15 protein-coding genes and 2 pseudogenes are annotated in these 17,987 nt (G+C 70.9%); 8 read left to right on the forward strand and 9 right to left on the reverse strand.

Annotated elements, in window-relative coordinates; all coding sequences use genetic code 11:
* Nucleotides 1-49 precede the first annotated feature (49 nt).
* The 5 genes from QHG49_RS06435 to QHG49_RS06455 all read right to left on the reverse strand — a co-directional run bounded on the left by QHG49_RS06435 (nt 50) and on the right by QHG49_RS06455 (nt 5,734).
* Nucleotides 50-1,450 carry a GH1 family beta-glucosidase gene (locus QHG49_RS06435; protein WP_301487727.1) on the reverse strand — a complete coding sequence of 467 codons (1,401 nt, stop codon included), beginning with the start codon at nt 1,448-1,450 and terminating at the stop codon, nt 50-52.
* Nucleotides 1,447-2,286, reverse strand: a complete 840-nt coding sequence (locus tag QHG49_RS06440) for a carbohydrate ABC transporter permease (protein ID WP_301492718.1) — start codon at nt 2,284-2,286, stop codon at nt 1,447-1,449. Before QHG49_RS06440 ends, QHG49_RS06435 begins: the two co-directional genes overlap by 4 nt.
* 7 nt (nt 2,287-2,293) lie before the next feature.
* Nucleotides 2,294-3,283: a carbohydrate ABC transporter permease gene (locus QHG49_RS06445; protein WP_301487729.1), complete on the reverse strand. Its 990-nt coding sequence runs from the start codon at nt 3,281-3,283 to the stop codon at nt 2,294-2,296.
* A gap of 5 nt (nt 3,284-3,288) precedes the next feature.
* On the reverse strand, nt 3,289-4,605 hold the full coding sequence (locus QHG49_RS06450) for an ABC transporter substrate-binding protein (RefSeq protein ID WP_159706446.1): 1,317 nt from the start codon (nt 4,603-4,605) through the stop codon (nt 3,289-3,291).
* 511 nt (nt 4,606-5,116) lie between these two features.
* The gene (locus QHG49_RS06455) at nt 5,117-5,734 is read right to left on the reverse strand and encodes a TetR/AcrR family transcriptional regulator (RefSeq protein WP_301487732.1); all 618 of its coding nucleotides are present in this window, start codon (nt 5,732-5,734) and stop codon (nt 5,117-5,119) included.
* 123 nt (nt 5,735-5,857) lie between these two features.
* Between QHG49_RS06455 and QHG49_RS06460 the strand changes: the two genes are divergently transcribed.
* A complete protein-coding gene (locus tag QHG49_RS06460; protein ID WP_301487734.1) occupies nt 5,858-6,871 on the forward strand; it encodes a zinc-binding dehydrogenase in 1,014 nt (337 codons plus the stop codon).
* A gap of 156 nt (nt 6,872-7,027) precedes the next feature.
* On the opposite strand, the gene QHG49_RS06465 is transcribed toward QHG49_RS06460, so the two are convergent.
* A complete protein-coding gene (locus QHG49_RS06465; RefSeq protein ID WP_244320358.1) occupies nt 7,028-7,222 on the reverse strand; it encodes a hypothetical protein in 195 nt (64 codons plus the stop codon).
* Nucleotides 7,223-7,661: 439 nt separating this feature from the next.
* Nucleotides 7,662-7,835: pseudogene (locus QHG49_RS06470) on the reverse strand (helix-turn-helix domain-containing protein); the annotation flags it as partial.
* Nucleotides 7,836-8,074: 239 nt separating this feature from the next.
* Here QHG49_RS06470 and QHG49_RS06475 point away from each other — a divergent pair.
* Both QHG49_RS06475 and QHG49_RS06480 read left to right on the forward strand, forming a co-directional pair.
* Nucleotides 8,075-9,343: a S8 family serine peptidase gene (locus QHG49_RS06475; RefSeq protein ID WP_186337947.1), complete on the forward strand. Its 1,269-nt coding sequence runs from the start codon at nt 8,075-8,077 to the stop codon at nt 9,341-9,343.
* A 211-nt stretch (nt 9,344-9,554) separates the two neighbouring features.
* Nucleotides 9,555-10,001, forward strand: a complete 447-nt coding sequence (locus QHG49_RS06480) for an ASCH domain-containing protein (protein WP_145489861.1) — start codon at nt 9,555-9,557, stop codon at nt 9,999-10,001.
* Nucleotides 10,002-10,043: 42 nt separating this feature from the next.
* Here the strand turns inward: QHG49_RS06480 and QHG49_RS06485 are convergent.
* Nucleotides 10,044-10,169, reverse strand: a pseudogene (locus tag QHG49_RS06485) (alpha/beta hydrolase); the annotation flags it as partial.
* A gap of 638 nt (nt 10,170-10,807) precedes the next feature.
* On the opposite strand from QHG49_RS06485, the gene QHG49_RS06490 reads away from it, so the two are divergent.
* Complete coding sequence (locus QHG49_RS06490) at nt 10,808-12,544, forward strand: DUF4157 domain-containing protein (RefSeq protein ID WP_301487736.1); 1,737 nt, start codon at nt 10,808-10,810, stop codon at nt 12,542-12,544.
* Nucleotides 12,545-12,813: 269 nt separating this feature from the next.
* On the opposite strand, the gene QHG49_RS06495 is transcribed toward QHG49_RS06490, so the two are convergent.
* A complete protein-coding gene (locus QHG49_RS06495; RefSeq protein WP_301487738.1) occupies nt 12,814-13,266 on the reverse strand; it encodes a MarR family winged helix-turn-helix transcriptional regulator in 453 nt (150 codons plus the stop codon).
* 239 nt (nt 13,267-13,505) lie between these two features.
* Between QHG49_RS06495 and QHG49_RS06500 the strand changes: the two genes are divergently transcribed.
* The 4 genes from QHG49_RS06500 to QHG49_RS06515 all read left to right on the forward strand — a co-directional run bounded on the left by QHG49_RS06500 (nt 13,506) and on the right by QHG49_RS06515 (nt 17,451).
* The gene (locus QHG49_RS06500) at nt 13,506-14,957 is read left to right on the forward strand and encodes an MFS transporter (RefSeq protein WP_301492719.1); all 1,452 of its coding nucleotides are present in this window, start codon (nt 13,506-13,508) and stop codon (nt 14,955-14,957) included.
* A gap of 94 nt (nt 14,958-15,051) precedes the next feature.
* On the forward strand, nt 15,052-15,207 hold the full coding sequence (locus QHG49_RS06505) for a hypothetical protein (RefSeq protein ID WP_301487740.1): 156 nt from the start codon (nt 15,052-15,054) through the stop codon (nt 15,205-15,207).
* Complete coding sequence (locus QHG49_RS06510) at nt 15,207-15,938, forward strand: squalene/phytoene synthase family protein (RefSeq protein WP_301487742.1); 732 nt, start codon at nt 15,207-15,209, stop codon at nt 15,936-15,938. The genes QHG49_RS06505 and QHG49_RS06510 overlap by 1 nt, the downstream gene beginning before the upstream one ends.
* A 262-nt stretch (nt 15,939-16,200) precedes the next feature.
* Nucleotides 16,201-17,451: a hypothetical protein gene (locus tag QHG49_RS06515; RefSeq protein ID WP_301487743.1), complete on the forward strand. Its 1,251-nt coding sequence runs from the start codon at nt 16,201-16,203 to the stop codon at nt 17,449-17,451.
* Nucleotides 17,452-17,987: the final 536 nt, after the last annotated feature.

Genomic DNA, 17,987 nt, shown 5'->3' on the forward strand with positions numbered 1-17,987 from the left:
CCCCGTCCCCGTTCACCCCGGCACGCGGGCAAGGGGCCGCCGGTCGGGTTCAGGCGGCGCTGCGGCTTCGGTCGTGGTGGGCGCGGATGATCTCCGCGTAGCGGTGGCCGCTGTCCTTGACGGTGCGGGTCTGGGTCCGGTAGTCGACGTGGACCAGGCCGAAGCGCTTGTCGTAGCCGTAGGCCCATTCGAAATTGTCCAGCAGGGACCAGGCGAAGTAGCCGGCCAGCGGGGCGCCCCGGCGGGCGGCGGAGGCGCAGGCGGCGAGGTGGGCCTCCAGGTAGTCCTGGCGTTCGGGGTCGTGGACGGTGCCGTCCGGGCGGACCGTGTCGGGGAAGGCGGAGCCGTTCTCGGTGACGTAGAGGGTGCGGGCGCCGTACTCCTCGGTGAGCCGGAGCAGCAGGGTCTCGATGCCGCCGGCGTCGATCTCCCAGTCCATGCCGGTGCGCGGGACGCCCTCGCGGCGGACGGCGCGGGCGTAGGGCGCGGGGCCCTCGGGGTCGTCGACGACATGGGCCGGGAAGTAGTAGTTCAGGCCCAGCCAGTCCAGGGGCGCGGCGATCGTCTTCACGTCGCCTTCGTGCAGCGGGAGTTCGACGCCGTACGTCTCGGCCATGTCGGCCGGGAAGCCACGGCCGTGCACGGGGTCGAGCCACCAGCGGTTGACGTGGCCGTCGTGCCGGCGGGCGGCCGCCGCGTCCTCGGGGCGGTCGGTGGCCGGGTGCACGGTGGAGAGGTTGTTGACGATGCCGATCCGGGCGTCCGGGACGGCGGCGCGGACGGCCTCGGTGGCGAGGCCGTGGCCGAGGAGCAGATGGCAGGAGGCGCGGACCGCCGCGGTCAGGTCCGTCCAGCCGGGGGCCATGGTGCCCTCCAGGTGGCCGATCCAGGCCGAGCAGGACGGCTCGTTGAGCGTCGTCCAGAGCTTGACGCGGTCGCCGAGGCGCCGGGCCACGGCGTCGGCGTAGGCGGCGAACGCGTGGGCGGTGTCCCGCTCCGGCCAGCCGCCGCGGTCCTGGAGCGTCTGCGGCAGGTCCCAGTGGTAGAGGGTGACGGACGGGGTGATGCCCGCCGCCAGCAGGTCGTCCACCAGCGCGTCGTAGAAGGCGAGGCCCTTGGGGTTCACGGCGCCGGTGCCGCCGGGGACGACGCGCGGCCAGGCGACGGAGAGCCGGTAGGCGTTGAGGCCGAGGCGGCGCATCAGGGCGATGTCCTCGCCTCTGCGGTGGTAGTGGTCGCAGGCGACGTCGCCGTTGTCGTCGCCCGCGACCTTCCCCGGGGTGTGCGAGAAGGTGTCCCAGATGGAGGGTGTCCGGCCGTCCTCGGCGACGGCTCCCTCGATCTGGTAGGCCGAGGTGGCCGTGCCCCACAGGAAGCCGTCCGGGAGTGCGGCGAGGTCGATGCGTTCGGACACGGAAGTCCCTTCGGAATACGGGGTGTTGCCGGTCATTTGACGGCACCCGCCGTCAGCCCGGCCACCAGATAGCGCTGGAGCAGCAGGAATCCGGCCACCACAGGCACGCTGACGACCAGCGAGGCGGCCATGATCTGGTTCCAGTAGACGTCGTTGAGGGTCGAGTAGCCCTGGAGGCCGACGGCGAGGGTGCGGGTGGTGTCGTCGGTCATCACCGACGCGAACAGCACCTCGCCCCACGCGGTCATGAACGCGTAGACGGCGACCGCGACGATGCCGGGGATCGCGGCCGGTACGACGATCCGGAACAGCGCGCCGAGCGGTCCGCAGCCGTCGACCAGCGCCGCCTCGTCCAGGTCGCGCGGCACCGAGTCGAGGTACCCGATCAGCATCCAGATGGAGAACGGCAGGGAGAAGGTGAGATAGGTGAGGATCAGGCCGCCGCGGGAGCCGAACAGGGCGATGCCGGTGGCGTTGCCGATGTTGACGTAGAGGAGGAACAGCGGGAGCAGGAAGAGGATGCCGGGGAACATCTGGGTGGACAGCACGGTGACCGTGAAGACGCGCTTGCCCCGGAAGTCGTAGCGGCTGACCGCGTAGGCGGCGAACACGGCGACGACGACGGACAGTACGGTCGCCGAGCCCGCCACGATCAGCGAGTTCACGAAGTAGCGGGCGAGCGGCACCGTGGACCACATGTCGATGTACGGGCGGACGGTCAGCCCGCTCGGCACCCAGCGGAACTTCCCGGAGACGTCCGCGAGCGGCTTCAGCGAGCTGGAGAGCATCACGTACACCGGGAGCAGTACGAAGCCGGTGAGCAGGGTGAGGAAGACGCGCCGGGCCCAGCGGAACGAACGCGGCGGTGCCAGCGGCGAGTCAGACATCGGAGGTCCTCCGCTCCCGCGAGGTCGCCAGCAGATAGCCGCCCGTCACCACGAGCAGGAAGAGCAGCAGCAGGACGGACATGGCGGAGCCGGTGCCGAAGTTCCAGGTGACGAAGGAGGCTTGGTAGATGTGCACGGAGACGAGGTCGGCGGCCTCGGGCGCGGACTTGCCGAACAGCACGTAGGGCGTGTTGAAGTCGTTGAACGTCCACAGGAACAGCACCAGGACCAGGACCTGGTTGACCGGGCGCAGCGACGGCAGCGTGATGCGGCGGATCCGCTGCCATATGCCGGCGCCGTCCAGCGCGGCCGCCTCGTACAACTCCCCCGGGATGTTCTGGAGTCCGGCCGTCACCACGAGGAAGGCGAACGGCCAGCCCTTCCACACCGACACGGTCAGCAGGGCGTAGAAGCTGTTGTCGCCGATGAGCCAGAAGGCGGGCTGGGCGCCGATGTGCAGCTGGTCGTGCAGGACGTGGTTCACCAGGCCGTTGTCGTGCTGGAACATGAACACCCAGGTGATGACGGCCGCGTAGACGGGCAGCGCGTACGGCACCAGGAACAGGGCGCGCAGCAGGCCCCGGCCGCGGAAGGTGTCCTGGAGGAAGAGGGCGGCGACCGTGCCGATCAGCCAGCACAGGGCGACGGACAGCAGGGTGAAGGCGACGGTGACGAGGAAGGAGTGCAGCAGGGCCTCGCCGACGGGGGCGTGGAAGTCCACCGACAGGCGGTAGTTGCCGAGCCCTGACCAGGGGGCGGTGCCCCAGTCGCGGATGTAGAACTGGGTGAGTTCCTTGAAGCTCATCACGATGCCGATGACCATCGGCACCAGATGGACGAGGAGTTCGAGGACGAGAGCGGGCAGGAGCAGCAGGTACGGCAGCCAGGCGCGGCGGATCCTCCCGGGCCGGCGGCGGGCCGAGGACGCCGCCGTCCCGGGAGGGGACTTCGCCACCGACTCCTCAAGGGTGTGGGTGGTCATGGCCGTTACGCCGCCGGCATCTGCTGCTGGGCCTTCTGGAGCGCGGCCCTGACCGAGGCGGTGGTCACCGCGCGCCCGGCGGCGGCGTCGGCGAACAGGTCCTTGACGGCGGTGCCGACCGTCGTCTCGAACTGCGATTCGGTGGGCACCTGCGGCAGGGCGGCGGCGCTGGTGGCGAGGGTGTTCTTCAGCACCGTGTTGGCGGGGGTGCTGAACGCGGGGTCGTTCTGCGCCGAGGTGACCGCCGGGATGGAGCTGTAGGCCTTGTTGAGGATCTTCTGCTCGTCGTCGGAGGTCATGAACTTCACGAACCTCGTCGCCCCGTCGAGGTTGTGGGTGTTGCGGAAGACCGCGATGTTGATGCCGGCGGCCATCGAGTTGATCTGGGTGCCAGGGCCGGGGGTACCGGAGCGCACCGGCACGGGCGCGACGCCGTACTGGCTGTCCTTCATCCCCTGGGAGGCGAGGTTGGCGGAGGCCGACTGCCACAGCAGCATGGCCTGGTGGCCCTTGGCGAAGTCGCTGACGGACTGGTTCTGCGCGTACTCGGCGTCCCCGGTCGGGATGACCTTGTCCTTCGCCATCAGATCGACGTAACTCGTGACCGCGTCGACCACCTTGGGATCGGTGAAGTCCGGCTTGCCGTCGGCGGTGAAGAAGTCGGCGCCGCGCTGCTTGGCGAAGACGAAGATGTGGTGGATGTTCTCCGAGACGTTGGAGCCCTCGGCGCCCAGCGGGGAGATGCCCTTGGCCTTGATCTTCTTGCCGTCGGCTGTCAACTCGTCCCAGGTGGCGGGCGGTTGGGAGATCCCGGCGTCGGCGAAGATCTTCTTGTTGTAGTAGAGCGCGTACGCCAGCGCGTACAGCGGTACGGCGGCCGGGTCCTTGCCCTGGACGCCGGTGGAGGCGAGCGCGGACGGCACGAACCGGCTCTTGCCGCCGATCTTGTCGAAGTTCTTGGCGTCCCAGGGCAGCAGCGCGCCGCTCGCCTGGAGGGAGGCGCTCCAGGAGTTGCCGATGTTCAGCACGTCGGGGCCCTGGCCGGAGGTGGTCGCGGTCAGGATCCGGTTGAGCAGGTCGGGCCAGGGCACGACCTCCAGTTTCACCTTGATGCCCGTCTGCTTCTGGAACTTGTCGAGTTCGGGCTGGAGGACCTGCTTGTCGACGGCGATGCTGGCGCCCTGGTTGGAGGCCCAGTAGGTCAGCGTCTTCGGCGCGTCGTTGGACCCGCCCCCCGTGGACGAACCGCCTCCACAGGCCGTCGCCGTGAGGGCGAGAGAGAGGGTGACGGCGCCGACGGCCGCGGCTCGGATGCTGCGCATGTCTCCAGGTGTCCCTTCCTGGCGTCGAGAACCTTCGGGATCGCGCTCCGGGACCGGCCGGTCCGGCCGTTCCCCTCCGAAGACCCTCACGTCTTAATTTAGGACGTGAGTTAATCGGCGCGGACGCCCGCCGTCAAGGGATCCGGCACAGGTTCCTCACGTCCGCGCGCGTTCAGGACCGTCGAGCACGCAGGGCACGGACCGTTCAGCCGGACAGGAACGCCGGGCTCTTTGGGCACGGCCGGGACGGCCCACAGATCCCGGCCCGGCTCGCCCTTCGCTTGCCTGCGCCTGCGCCTGCGCCTGCGCCTGCGCCAACCGCCGTACGGCGTCCCGGCATTCCGGACCCTGGGACGGCTCCGCGCATTCGCCCCAGGCACGCACCTGTTCCGTGCGCGGCTTCTCGGGGAGGGCGGGCGTCGTCGTACGACCGGCCGCCGCGAGGCGCGGGTCGGCGGCGACGATGAACACCGCCGGGGGGAACTCCCCGGTCAGCCGGCCGCCGGTTCGGTCACGCGGGCGGGGTCGGGGTGTGGGGGAGGGTGCCCGTGAGGGTCAGGGTGACGAGGCGGGTGGCGAGGCGGCCGTCGAGGGGAGCGCCGCTGATCAGGGCGCGGGTGAAGAGGGCGCCGCTGACGGCCTCGATGACGAGGCCGGGGTCCGTGTCCGGGGCGAGTTCGCCGCGCTCGACACCCCGGCGGACCATGACCGCGCCACGTTCGAGGCGCTCGGTCCAGTAGGGGAGGCGCCGGTCCGGCAGGGTGTCGTCGCGTTCGACGCTCAGCCGCAGCAGCGCCTGGCCCTGCGCCGTCGCGAGCAGCCGGGCGAGCGCGCCGAAGTAGGCGGCGAGGTCGTCGTGGACGTGTCCGGTGTCCGGCACCGGCATCGCCGCGTCGAGCTGTTCGGTCAGCGCTTCCAGGATCAGGTTCTCGCGGGTCCCCCAGCGCCGGTAGACGGAGGTCTCATGGACGCCGGCGGCGCGGGCGACGGCACCGACGGTGGTGCCCGCGAGCCCGTGTTCGGTCAGGACGTCCACGGTCGCGGCGAGCACGGCGGAGCGCATCCGGGCCCCTCGGCGGCGCAGGGGCGGGGCGTTCCGGTCGGACGAGGGCTGGTCGGGCGACGGCATGGTCCGACCATAACGCAGGGCCACTTGCTTTACCCCGAGGGCGGGCGTAGGTTTCATCGCAAGGCGACTTGCGTTAAGGGGCTCGCGGTCCCAGGGGTCGCCGCCGTGCCAAGGAGGCCATTCATGGAGCAGATGCTCGCCGCCCGGCTGCACATCCCCAGCCGCACCCTGCGGATCGAGGAAGTGGCGAAGCCCGAACCCGGTCCCGGCCAGGTCCTGGTGAAGGTGGAGGCCGCGGGCGTCTGCCTGTCGGACGTCCATCTGATCGACGGCACCCTCACCCCGCTGCTGCTGCGCGGCGACACGGTCACCCTGGGCCACGAGGTGTCCGGCACCATCGCCGAGACCGGCCCCGGCGTCACCCGCTGGACCCCGGGTCAGCGGGTCGTGCTGTACGCCGGTGAGATCCGCGAGGGCGTCACGTACACCCGGGGCGTGGACTACGACGGCGGCTGGGCCGAGTACGCGCTCTCCTCCGAGCACGCCCTCACCGAGCTGCCCGAGGCCATCCCCTTCGACCAGGGCGCGATCATCCCGGACGCGGTCTCCACCCCCTGGGGTGCGATCACCGTCACGGGTGCCGTGCGGCCCGCCGAGGCGGTCGGCGTCTGGGGCGTCGGCGGGCTCGGCGTCCACGCCGTGCAGCTGCTGCGGGCCGTCGGCGCGTGCCCCGTCGTCGCGATCGACCCCAATCCCACCGCCCGCGAGCGCGCCCTCGCCCAGGGCGCGGACCTGGCGCTCGACTCGGCCGACCCGGCGCTGCGCGAGCGGATCCGCGAGGCGACCGGTGGGGCCGGTCTCGCCGCCGCGTTCGACTTCGCCGGGGTCCCGGCCGTCCGCGCGCAGGCGCTGTCGGTGCTCGCGCCCAAGGGCCGACTGGTTCTCGTGGGCCTCACCGACCAGCCGCTGACCGTCGCCGACGGCACCCGTTTCAGCTACCTCCAGCAGCAGATCCTCGGCCACTACGGCTCCGACATGCCGGTCGCGCTGCCGCAGTTGCTGTCCCTGATCCGGGGCGGCCGGCTGGACTTCTCCGCCTCGATCAGTGGCGAACTCCCGCTGGCGCGGGCGGCCGAGGCGGTCGAACGCCTTGAGAAGAAGACCGGCGACCCGATCCGGCTGATCCTGCGCCCCTGACCAGGCAGTTCGGGCAGCTCGGGCAGCTCGGGCAGGGCGAGCGGTGGCGGGATCACCAGCCGGTGGTCCCGCCACCGCTTTCGCGCGCCACCACACCGCTTCTTCACATACCTCCACTCCCCCGCACCATTCATCTCCCCACCCCTGGGCGGGAGTTCACGACTCCGGTCCCGGCCGTGCCGTCGCCCACACCGTGTGGAACGCCAGCCGCAGGCACGCCGCCAGGGCGGGATGTTCGATGAACAGGGTCGTCGTGGTGCCCGCCCCCGCCACCGGGTCCGGCAGGTCGCACAGGACGAGTGCGGCATCGGCGATGACCAGCTTGAGGGGGAGGGCGGGGGCGAACCGCACCTCCTCCCCCGCCGCCGCGAACCGGCGGACATGGTCGGCCGTCCCGGGGTCGGCCAGGGTGTCGGAGAGGTAGATCGCGCGGACCGTGCGCCGCTCCGACGGAGGCGGCGCACTGCGGTGATGCCCGCCGTGTTCTCGGGCGGCGCGACAAAGGGGGTTTGCAAAAGGTGAGGAGTTCGTGACGGGCCTGAAACCGAATACCGGCAAAACGTTCACCGATCGCCTTCGGGTCGCGCAGCACCTCGATGCAGTCCGGGGGGGCCGTGTGCTCCCGGCCCTGGGTCCGCAGCGGGCCCGGCAGACCGGCCAGTTCCCGCGAGGCCCGTCCCAGCCGGTCGACGGTCTCCCGCTGGGCCGACATCAGCCGGGCGAGGGCGAGTTCGGGGGACACGGCGGAGTACGTCGTCACACGTCCGGGGCGTGCGGCGGCCAACTGCCGCCGCACCAGGGCGTCCAGGATGTCGTACACGCGCCGGCGCGGCACATCGGCCTCGCGGGCCACCTCGGCGGCCGTGCAGGAGCCGCGCCGGATGAGCGACAGATGGATCCGGGCCTCGTAGCGGGCGAGCCCGAGGGACGTCAGACGGTTGACGGTGGCGTCGTCCAGCTCCATGGCCGCAGAAGATATCGGCCGGTCCGGAAGCCCGGGCCAAGGTTTTACCAACTGCCCTTGTTCTCAACGGCAAACAGTCAATAACCTCAACCCCAGCCACCACCGACCGGGGTGGCACATCCATTCACATGCCCAGAACCAGACTCCGGCCGGCCACCCCCAACGGTGGGTTGTCATGCCTTTGACACGCCTATCGGCCGTCGCCCGGAGTCGACCATCCCCCCACGGAGGGCAGTTTTTTGCATTCCCACCGCAGAAGGACCGGCATACGCCGCAGCGCCCCCGCCCTGCTGTCCGCGGCGGCTCTGATCACCGGCGGCGTGGCCGTCGCCACGCAGACGTCGGCCTTCGCCACCACCCCTGCCGCCTCGCACGCGGCGACCACCTCCGCGGCCACCTCGGTGCACACGCACCGGCTGTGTTCGCAGCCGAGCAAGCCCGGTTACATGGCCTGCCAGTCGGTCGAGCGCACCGACATCGCCCAGCACAAGTCCCTCGGCCGCAACGACACCCCGCAGGGTTTCGGACCGTCCGACCTGGCCGCCGCCTACAACCTCCCGAAGGACGGCGGCAAGGGTCAGACGGTCGCGATCGTCGACGCCAACGACGACCCGAACGCCGAGAAGGACCTGGCGGCCTACCGCTCCCAGTACAACCTCCCCGAGTGCAGCACGGACAACGGCTGCTTCAAGAAGATCGACCAGGACGGCGGCTCCAACTACCCGACACCGGACGCGGGTTGGGCCGGGGAGATCTCCCTCGACGTCGACATGGTCAGCGCGGCGTGCCCGCAGTGCAACATCCTGCTGGTCGAGGCCAAGTCGGCGAACATGGACGACCTGGGCGCGGCCGTGAACCAGGCCGTGAAGCAGGGCGCCAAGTTCGTGTCCAACAGCTACGGCGGCAGCGAGGGGTCCGACGACACCACCGCGGACGACCAGTACTTCAAGCACCCCGGCGTCGCCATCACCGTCAGCTCCGGTGACAGCGGCTACGGCGTCGAGTACCCGGCGGCCTCGCAGTACGTGACGGCGGTCGGCGGCACCTCGCTGAAGAAGGACAGCAGCAGCCGCGGCTACTCCGAGACCGTCTGGGGCACCTCGGCCGGCGGCGACGGCGCGGGCTCCGGCTGCTCGCAGTACGAGGCCAAGCCGTCCTGGCAGAAGGACACCGACTGCGCCAAGCGCGCGGTCGCCGACGTCGCGTCCGTGGCCGACCCGGCCACCGGTCTCGCCGTCTACGACACCTACCAGGCCAGCGGCTGGAACGTGTACGGCGGCACCAGCGCCGCCGCGCCGTTCATCGCCGGCGTCTACGCCCTCGCGGGCGCCCCGGGCTCGGGCGACACTCCGGCGTCGTACCCGTACTCCCACCCGGACCAGCTGAACGACGTGACCAGCGGTTCGAACGGGTCCTGCGACGTCGCCTACCTGTGCCAGGCGGGCAAGGGGTACGACGGCCCGACGGGTCTCGGCACCCCGAACGGGACCGGCGCCTTCACCAAGTAGTCCGGGACCGATCCGGACCGGGTGAGCGCATCCACGCCGGTCCGTCCGACCCCCCGCCGCGGGTCGGACGGACCGGCGTTCCGCGTTCCGCCTTCCGCCTTCCGCCTTCCGCCTTCCGCCTTCCGCCTTCCGCCTTCCGCCTTCCGCCTTCCGGTGCAACTGCGCTGGTATACGGGCGAGTTCGGATATTCCGTCGAGTACGCTCGGCCGCATGAGTGCTGACGATCTCCCCAAGCTCGCCCTCGCCTTTCCCGGGCCGGAGCGCGACAGCGGGGTCGAGGCCATCATCAGCGGCCGCAAGACGGCCATGACGGCGCTGGTCGAGATCCTGGAGCGGATGGGGCAGCCCCTCCCCGAGGCCGGCCAGCGGTACGCGGTGCTCGACTCGGACGACCGTACGGCCGTCGTGATCGAACTGACCGAGGCCCGGGTGATCCCGTTCGGCGAGGTGGACGACCGGTTCGCGCTGGACGAGGGCCGCGGCTACGCGAACGCGCGGGAGTGGGCCGCCGCCCACCGCGACTTCTTCCGCGGTGCGCAGGTGACCGAACTGCTCGGCCACACACCCGTCGTGGACGACGACGCGCTGATCGTGGCCGAACGGTTCCGGGTGGTCGACGCGGCGGACCGGAACGTGTCCGGGCGATCACGTCCGTAGCCGGACGGTGAGGGCTGCCACCGTGGCCGTGCCCGTGCGCGCTCAGCCGGTGTGGACGACCAGGGCGTCGGTGAGCGTGGGCCACAGCTCCCGGGGGCGGTCGTGGCCCATGTCGGGGAGCAGCAGGAGTTCGGCGCCGAGCACCAGCTCCGCGGTCCGAACGTCGCCGTGGGCAGCCGCGCGGCCGACAGGGCGAACCGGAAGGGTACGGGCACGGCGTCCAACTCGGCGGTGACGGAAGCCAGTTACGCCTGCGTGAGTGCGCGGGGGTGAGGAGTCCGGTCACCGTGCCGCCTCCGCGAGGAAGGCGCGGGCCTTCTGGAGGAACTCCTCGGGCCGCTCCCTGGTGACCATGTGCCGAGGTCGTCGCGATCGGCACGGTCGTCCGGGCGGTCGCGGAGTCCGACGCCTTCCGCCTCAGGCTCTACCACTGCGGGATCACCGGCGCTCGACTGGTCCGGCGGCCGCTGACGGCTGTCCCACGTCCACCTCGGGGACCATCTGCCGGTGCCGCTGCGCACCACCTGACCGTCCCCGCCCTGGAGCGGCTTCCCCCTCGGCGTCACCGGTGACCGCTCGGGCAGCGGCTCTGCCCGTATGTTGCCCGGCCCGCCCTGTCCGGGCGGGGCATGCGTGTCGTACACCCGAAGGGTGGGGCAGGACTCGGCGTGGTGAGGAGAGTTGTGCACGAGCACCGGAAGCGACACGAGGATCCCACGCCAAAGGGCTCGCGCCCCCGGTCCACCACGGCGCGAGCGGCGGACGCCCAGCGGCCCGGGCAGGCGGGCGCGCCATCGCCGGACGCGATGGCCTCGCTGCAACGGCTGATCGGCAACGCGGCGGTCGGCGAGATGCTGGAGCGCGCCGGGGCGGAGCGGTCCGAGGCGGCCGAACAGCAGTCGGCCGCGGTGCGCGGGGTGCTGCGCTCCCCCGGCCGGCCCCTGGACGACTCGGTGCGCGGCGACATGGAGGCCCGGCTGGGCGCGGACTTCTCCGATGTACGGGTGCACACCGACCGGGCTGCGCACGAGTCCGCGGCCTCCGTGTCCGCCGAGGCGTACACCTCCGGCGCGCACATCGTCTTCCGCAAGGACCGCTACGACCCCTCGTCCGAGGCGGGCCGCACCGTGCTCGCCCATGAGCTGACGCATGTCGTGCAGCAGCGGCGCGGTCCGGTCGCCGGGACGGACACCGGGGGCGGGCTCGCCGTCAGCGATCCGTCGGACCGGTTCGAGCGGGAGGCGGAGCGGGTCGCGCGGCGGGTGACGGCCGACGGGGCGGCGGCCGGAGCGGTGGACGGCGGGGCGGCCGGAGCGGTGGCGGACGGTTCGGGCCGGGCGCCGGTCGCGGAGGCGCACGCCGGCGCGGGGCTGGCCGTCGCCCGGCTGATGTCGGTCGCCGAGTTCCAAGGGAGCACCACTGTCGGCCCCTTGCAGAAGCGCGGCGGATCCATCGTCGCGGTCGAGCAGGCCCTCACCACCTGCCATGGGCCCACGGCACGGCCCGACAACTTCGCGGGCCGCGCCGATCAGCTGGACAACCTCGTCCAGGCCGCCCAGAACTACCTCGCGCACTCGAAATCGGGACGGCACGCGCAGGTGGTGCAGGACCTGCTCGACGACTGCCAGCCCGAGGCCGCGATCTTCCGGCAGCTCGCGAACGCCGTCGGGCTGGCGGCCCCTCTGCCGAAGGCACGCGCGCTCCTCACCGCGCAGGAGGCGGTCCTGCAGCGCGTCCGGACCGCGCACCTGGACATCAACAGCGAAGTGTCCATGGCCAGCGTCCATCTCCATAACCCGCTGCTCCAAGCCGTCAACGCGCTGACGGACGCGGAGAAGAGCACCCTCGTCGGGGACGATCTCCAGTTGCTGGACCAGATCCGGACGGACCCCAACGCCCCGCAGGTCACCCGGGACACCCTCGGCGACCTGCTGGCCAACCGCGGCATCGTCAACTTCACGACCGGCATGCCGGGCACGAAGCTGTCCGAACCGGGTGTCGCCGAGAAGTACACCCTCAAGCACATGATGGTGCAGGGGGACGGCGCGACCGAGCGGCTGGGCTCGCTCGCCCACGAACTCACGCACGTGGACGCCGGCGAGAGCTTCGGCAACACGCAGATCCTGCTGCTGTTGCGGCAGAACCTCGCCGACGCCGAGATCACGGCGCTGGCCACGCAGCGCAAGGGCCGGGTCGACACCCTGCAAGCGCTCCTGGACAGCGACGGGACGCTCACCGAGGATCAGAAGAACCTCTTCAGGTCCAAGCTGACGTACGCCACGGACCCGGCCAAGGGCGTCGGCCGCTACGCGATGCTCTTCAAGGGCAAGCTCGATGACGCGACCTACCAACGCCTGATGCAGATCGAGAAGCTGAGCGCTCCGAACAGCTCCACCCTGGTGGAGTACGACACCGTCGTCACCCAGCTCCTCGTCTATCTGCACCGCTGGGGCGTCGACCCGGCGAACCCGCTGTACACGGCGGTCACCCAACTGGCGACGGAACTGCGCAACGACCGGAGGGCCGCTGCGGCGGGCCACTAGGGTTCGGCCGACGGCCGCATCTGCTGGGCCGGATGACCGCCACGATGCGTTTCCCGGTCTGGGGCGTCCTCCCGCTCAGCGGTCTGCTCGCGGGCGGGCTCGGCCAAGTGGCGGGTGTACGGGGGGCGTTGTGGTTCCTGACGGCCGCCCCGTCGGCGACCCCGCTGGTCCTGCTGCGCTTCCCGCTGCGCCGGATGCGCGCCTTCGACACGGACCCGGCCGCCGCTCGGTGGTCCCGCTTCGGCGGGGCCGGGACGCCGCGACCGGGCTCACGACCGCGGCCACGGCTGGCCGGTGATCCGTTCCACGCTCGTGTTGAACCGCTGGAGGTAGCGGGCGAAGTTCTGCACGTCGTCGGCCGACCAGTCCTCGAAGACCCGGTCCAGATCCTGGACGTGCAGCGCGCGTTCCTCGCACAGCTTGCGCTCGCCCTCCCCGGTCAGCCGGAACTTGCGGGCCATGCCCCCCTCGGGGTCGGGGATCCGTTCCAGGAGCCCGGCCCGCATGGCGTGCGCGGTCTGCCGGTTGACGGTGGACACGTCGAGCTGGAAGGCGTCGCTGAGCTGCCCGATCGTCATCGGCCCCTGCACTTCGATCCGGCTCAGCATGATGTACGCGCTCCGCTCCATCCGGCCCTCCTGGTGCCGGCGGGTGGTACTGCTCAGCTGATGCCGCCCGAGCACCATGTGCTCGAACTCGACCAGGTGCGACGGCTTCCCCATGTACGTGCCTCCTTCAGAAGTCGACCGTATCTCAGGGCCCGGCGGGGAAGGTCTCCAGGCGAGCGGGCGACATGCATGGCACATGCGATATGAATACTGCATACGATGTGCGCGATACACACCGACGCCGCATGCCGACCGATGTGCATCATGCACATCCCGCCCGCCCCACCGGCCCCGGACCACCGGATGACCGTACGACCGGACGAATCGAGGAGTCACCCATGGATGCCCCGCAGCTGGATGCCCCGCAGCCGAGCCGCAGAACGGGCGGTGTCGTCGCCACCCTGGCGCTCGCCGGAACCGTCGCCGCGATCATGCAGACCCTGGTGACCCCGCTCATCGCCGAACTGCCCCGGATCCTGCACACCTCGTCGTCGAACGCCGCCTGGGTGGTCACGGTCACCCTGCTCGTCGGCGGGGTCTGCGTGCCGGTGTCCGGGCGGCTCGGCGATCTCGTGGGCAAGCGGCGGATGATGCTGATCTGCGTGGTGCCGCTGGTGATCGGCTCGGTGGTGTGCGCGCTGTCCGCGTCCGTCGTGCCGATGATCGTCGGACGCGGCCTTCAGGGCATGGGCATGGGCATGATCCCGCTGGGCATCGCGCTGCTGCGGGACGTCCTGCCCGCCGAGAAGCTCAGCGGCTCCATCGCCCTGGTCAGCGCGTCGATGGGCATCGGCGGCGCGATCGGCCTGCCGCTGGCCGCCGCGGTCGCGCAGTACGCCGACTGGCAGCTGCTGTTCTGGGGGTCGGCCGCCCTCGCCGTGATCGTCGGCGTGCTGATCTTCGTCGTCGTACCGGACGTCCCGGCCGGCGCCAAGGGCCAGCGCTTCGACGCGCTCGGCGCGCTCGGGCTGGCGATCGGGCTGGTCGCGCTGCTGCTGGCGATCTCCAAGGGCGCGGACTGGGGCTGGGCCTCGGGCAGCACGCTCGTACTGTTCGCCGTCGCCGTCGTCGCCCTGCCGGCCTGGGGGTTCTGGGAGCTGCGCACCCGTGACCCGCTGATCGATCTGCGCACCACGGCCCGGCCGCGGGTGCTGATCACCAACGCCGCGTCGGTCCTCATCGGCGTCGGCATGTACTCCTTCATGCTGATCGCACCGCAGTTGCTCCAGTTCCCGAAGGCCACCGGATTCGGTCTGGGCCAGTCGATGCTGGCGGCAGGCCTGTGGATCGCCCCCGGCGGCATCATGATGATGGTCATCTCGCCGCTCGGCGGAAAGCTGATCAACGCGCGCGGCCCGAAGCTCGCGCTCACCTGCGGCGCCGTGGTGATGGCCGCCGGCTACGCGCTCGCGCTGCCCCTCATGGGCACGGCCTGGGGCATCATGCTCTCCGGCATCGTCATCAACAGCGGTGTCGCCCTCGCCTACGGCTCCATGCCCGCGCTCATCATGAGTTCGGTCCCGCTCTCCGAGACCGCGGCGGCCAACGGCTTCAACACGCTGATGCGGTCGCTGGGCACCACGATCGGCTCGGCCGTGATCGGCGTCGTACTGGCCCATATGACGATCGACCTGGGCGGCTACACCATCGCCTCGGAGGACGGCTTCCGCACCGGCCTGCTGATCGGCTGCGGCGTCGCCCTCGTCTCCGCCGCGGTCGCCTCCTTCATCCCGTCCCCGCGCAAGGCCGCCGACGCCCCGGCCCCGCACCCGACCGAGACCGGCCCGGCCCCGGTCCGGCGCTGAGACAGCGGTGCGCCCGGCCCACGAGTCCGGGCGCACCGCTGCGGCGGACATACGGCTGTTCGAGAACGGTCCGCCCGCACCCTACGATCGGCCCATGCGAGGGTGGACGAAGAGCCTGGACGCCGCCGGTGTCCGGGAGCCGGGGTTGCGCGCGGACCACGACCGTCAACGGCGTGCGGTACGACGCTTCCGCCGCACCGCGTACCTCGCGGCCAGGCCGCTGCTGCCCGCCCCCTGCTGCCCCACGTGATGGCCGCGACCGCCGTGATGCACCACGGCGACAACCTCCTGGACACCGGCCCCCTCCCGCAGCGCGAGGCGGCGTGGGCGGACTGGGAACGCCAGGTGCGCGACGCCCTGCGGACGGGCACGAGCGACAGCCCCCTCCTCCGCACCCTCGCCCACACCGTCGCCGCGCACCCGCGACTGGGCGGCCTCGTGGACACCTACCTGGCGACCGCCACCGCCGAACCGCACTGCACGGGCTTCGCCACCGAGGCGGACTACCAGGCGTACGTGGACGCCTACTCGTACCCCGCCTTCATGCTCGTCGCCGGACTGCTCGCACCGGAAGCCGACGACCTTCCGTACCGCGCGGCCTGCCGGACCTTCATCGAGGGCAGCCAGCGCCTCGACTTCGTCAACGACCTCGCCGAGGACATCGAGGAGGGACGCACCGGCATCCCGGTCGAGGCGATGGAGCGCTTCGGGGTCACTCCGGACGACCTGCGAACCGGCGTCGGCGGTTCACCCCTGTCGGCCCTGATAGCCGACCAAGTCGCAAGCGCCCACCGGTCGTTGTCGGCCGCCGAGCCCCTCCACACCCTGGCCTCACCCGGCGGCCGACGCCTCGCCGGCGCCCTGGTGGAGATCGAACTCCTCACCGCGAAAGCCATGCTCGCCCGGGGCACCGGCATACCCCACGGCTCCGCGAGCCCACCACTGGGCAAAATCCTGCGCGCCCTCACGCGCACGTACTGACCGCACCTTTTATGCCCGGTCGCGGCCCAGGGGCACGGTCGCCATCAATTTCAAGATGGAGTCTTCTCACGCAACTCCGCCGGCGCCAGGGGCGTTGTGCACCGTAGTCAGGTCAGGGCAGGCGAAGGTAGCGTCGGGCACGTCGAGATCTTCCGGACAGGCGGTGTGAGACCGTCCGTCGTCGGAGGACGCCGTCCCCAGCCGGCCGGCGCCGCACACTGCCCATGCCCTCACCTGTGAAGAGCCTTATCAGGAGCCGACGATGGATGACGACATTCAGCTGATGAGCGACGGCGAGGGCTTGGCGGTCATCGGCAGTCCGGCGGCGGTCGAACGCTTCCTCGTCTCCGAAGGACTGCCGTCGAAGGACCTCGGACTGCCAAGGCTCGGATCAGCTCTTGGTGCCATGGCCGGAGCCACGCAGGCGGGTTCCGGGATCGCGGCCGAATCGGGGCGCTGGGTGAAGTTGACCGAGCAGTCCGCGCAGGCTCTGAAGAAGCACCGGCTGATGAAGGGCTCACATGCGGACGCCAGTCGCGCTGTACTGACGGAGAACGGCAAGATCAAGGGCCTTCTCGAACTGGTGCGAACGCCCGGATCGCTGTTGACCAACCCGGCGCTTCTGGCAGGTGCCGCGGGGCTCATGGCGCAGCTTGCCATGCAGCAGACCATGGACGAGATCACCGACTACCTTGCCGCCATCGACAAGAAGGTCGACGACGTGCTGCGTGCCCAGAAGGACACGGTGCTGGCGGACATGATCGGAGCGGGCTTCGTCATCGAGGAGGCCATGACCATCCGCGAGCAGGTGGGTCGCGTCTCCGAGGTCACCTGGTCGAAGGTGCAGACCACCTCGATGGCGATCGCGCGCACCCAGGCCTACGCGTTGCGTCAACTCGACGCGCTGGCCGAGAAGATGGAGAACAAGACCAGGATCGGCGATCTCGCCAGGGCCGCCAAGGACGCCGAGGTCGGCGTTCGGGAGTGGCTCGCAGTCCTGGCTCGCTGCCTCCAACTGCACAACGCGATCGGCGTGCTCGAACTCGACCGCGTGCTGGACGCGTCTCCGGATGAGGTGGACCGGCATCGCCTCGCGCTTCGGGCCGCCCGGCAGAACCGGATGGAGCTCATCTCACGGAGCACCGAGCGGCTGATGGCCCGCATGGACACGGCTGTCGGCACGGCCAACACGAAGGTGCTGCTGCATCCGACCGCGTCCCCGGCTGTGGTGCACTCCAGCAACCATGTCGCGACCGCCGTCGTCGACTTCCGCGAGCGGCTCGGGATCGAGCGCGATCGCCGGTCGTCGGACGCGCGACGATGGGTGGACGCGGCCGCGGAGACGAGGGACAAGGTCCTGGAGACGGGAGCCGAGGGTGTCGATGCCGCCAGGCGCCTCGGGATCGAGACCTTCGACCGGGCCAGATCGGTGACCGGCAAGCTCTCGAGCGGCTTCACCGAGCGAGTGCTCCGTCGGCGCGGGGACGGCGAGGAACGCGGCCGGGAAGGCTGAGCAGGCGGTACGAAGACATCGGCGGCGGGCCGGTCGCCGTCGAATGCCGACGGCTCCCCTCTCGGACACGTACGGCCGGCCCCGGCGTCGCCGAAGCCGGCCGTTTGGGTCGTCCGTGCGTCAACAGGGACCACCGAATCCGTGCGGTTGGTGTTGGAGCCAGTCGCGTACGGGATTGCGCAGGGATCGTCGCAGTCCGCGCCGTCGCCAGCAAAAAGAACTGGGACGGAACGCAGGAAACCACCTCTTGCCCAGGGCGCGGTGAGGCGACCCCCCGGACGGGCGTGAAGAACGGCCAGGCCACAGGGCCGCCGGAATTGAACACCCACTGTCCCGAAGACGGTGTGACCTGAAAAGCGCATCTGCTTCAAATCGACAGATGAGACGAGTAGGCATCAATGGCATGTCCGGGGGCTCGTGCGGTGGCACCATGCTGTCGCGTCACGACGTAGCGTCAACTGCCCGTGGCCTATGACCAATTGTTGGAGCCAGACCCACGGCGTCCGCCGTGAGATCCGCACCCGTAGGGAACCGCA

The organism is Streptomyces sp. WP-1 (assembly GCF_030450125.1).
GTDB classification, from domain to species: Bacteria; Actinomycetota; Actinomycetes; order Streptomycetales; family Streptomycetaceae; genus Streptomyces; species Streptomyces incarnatus.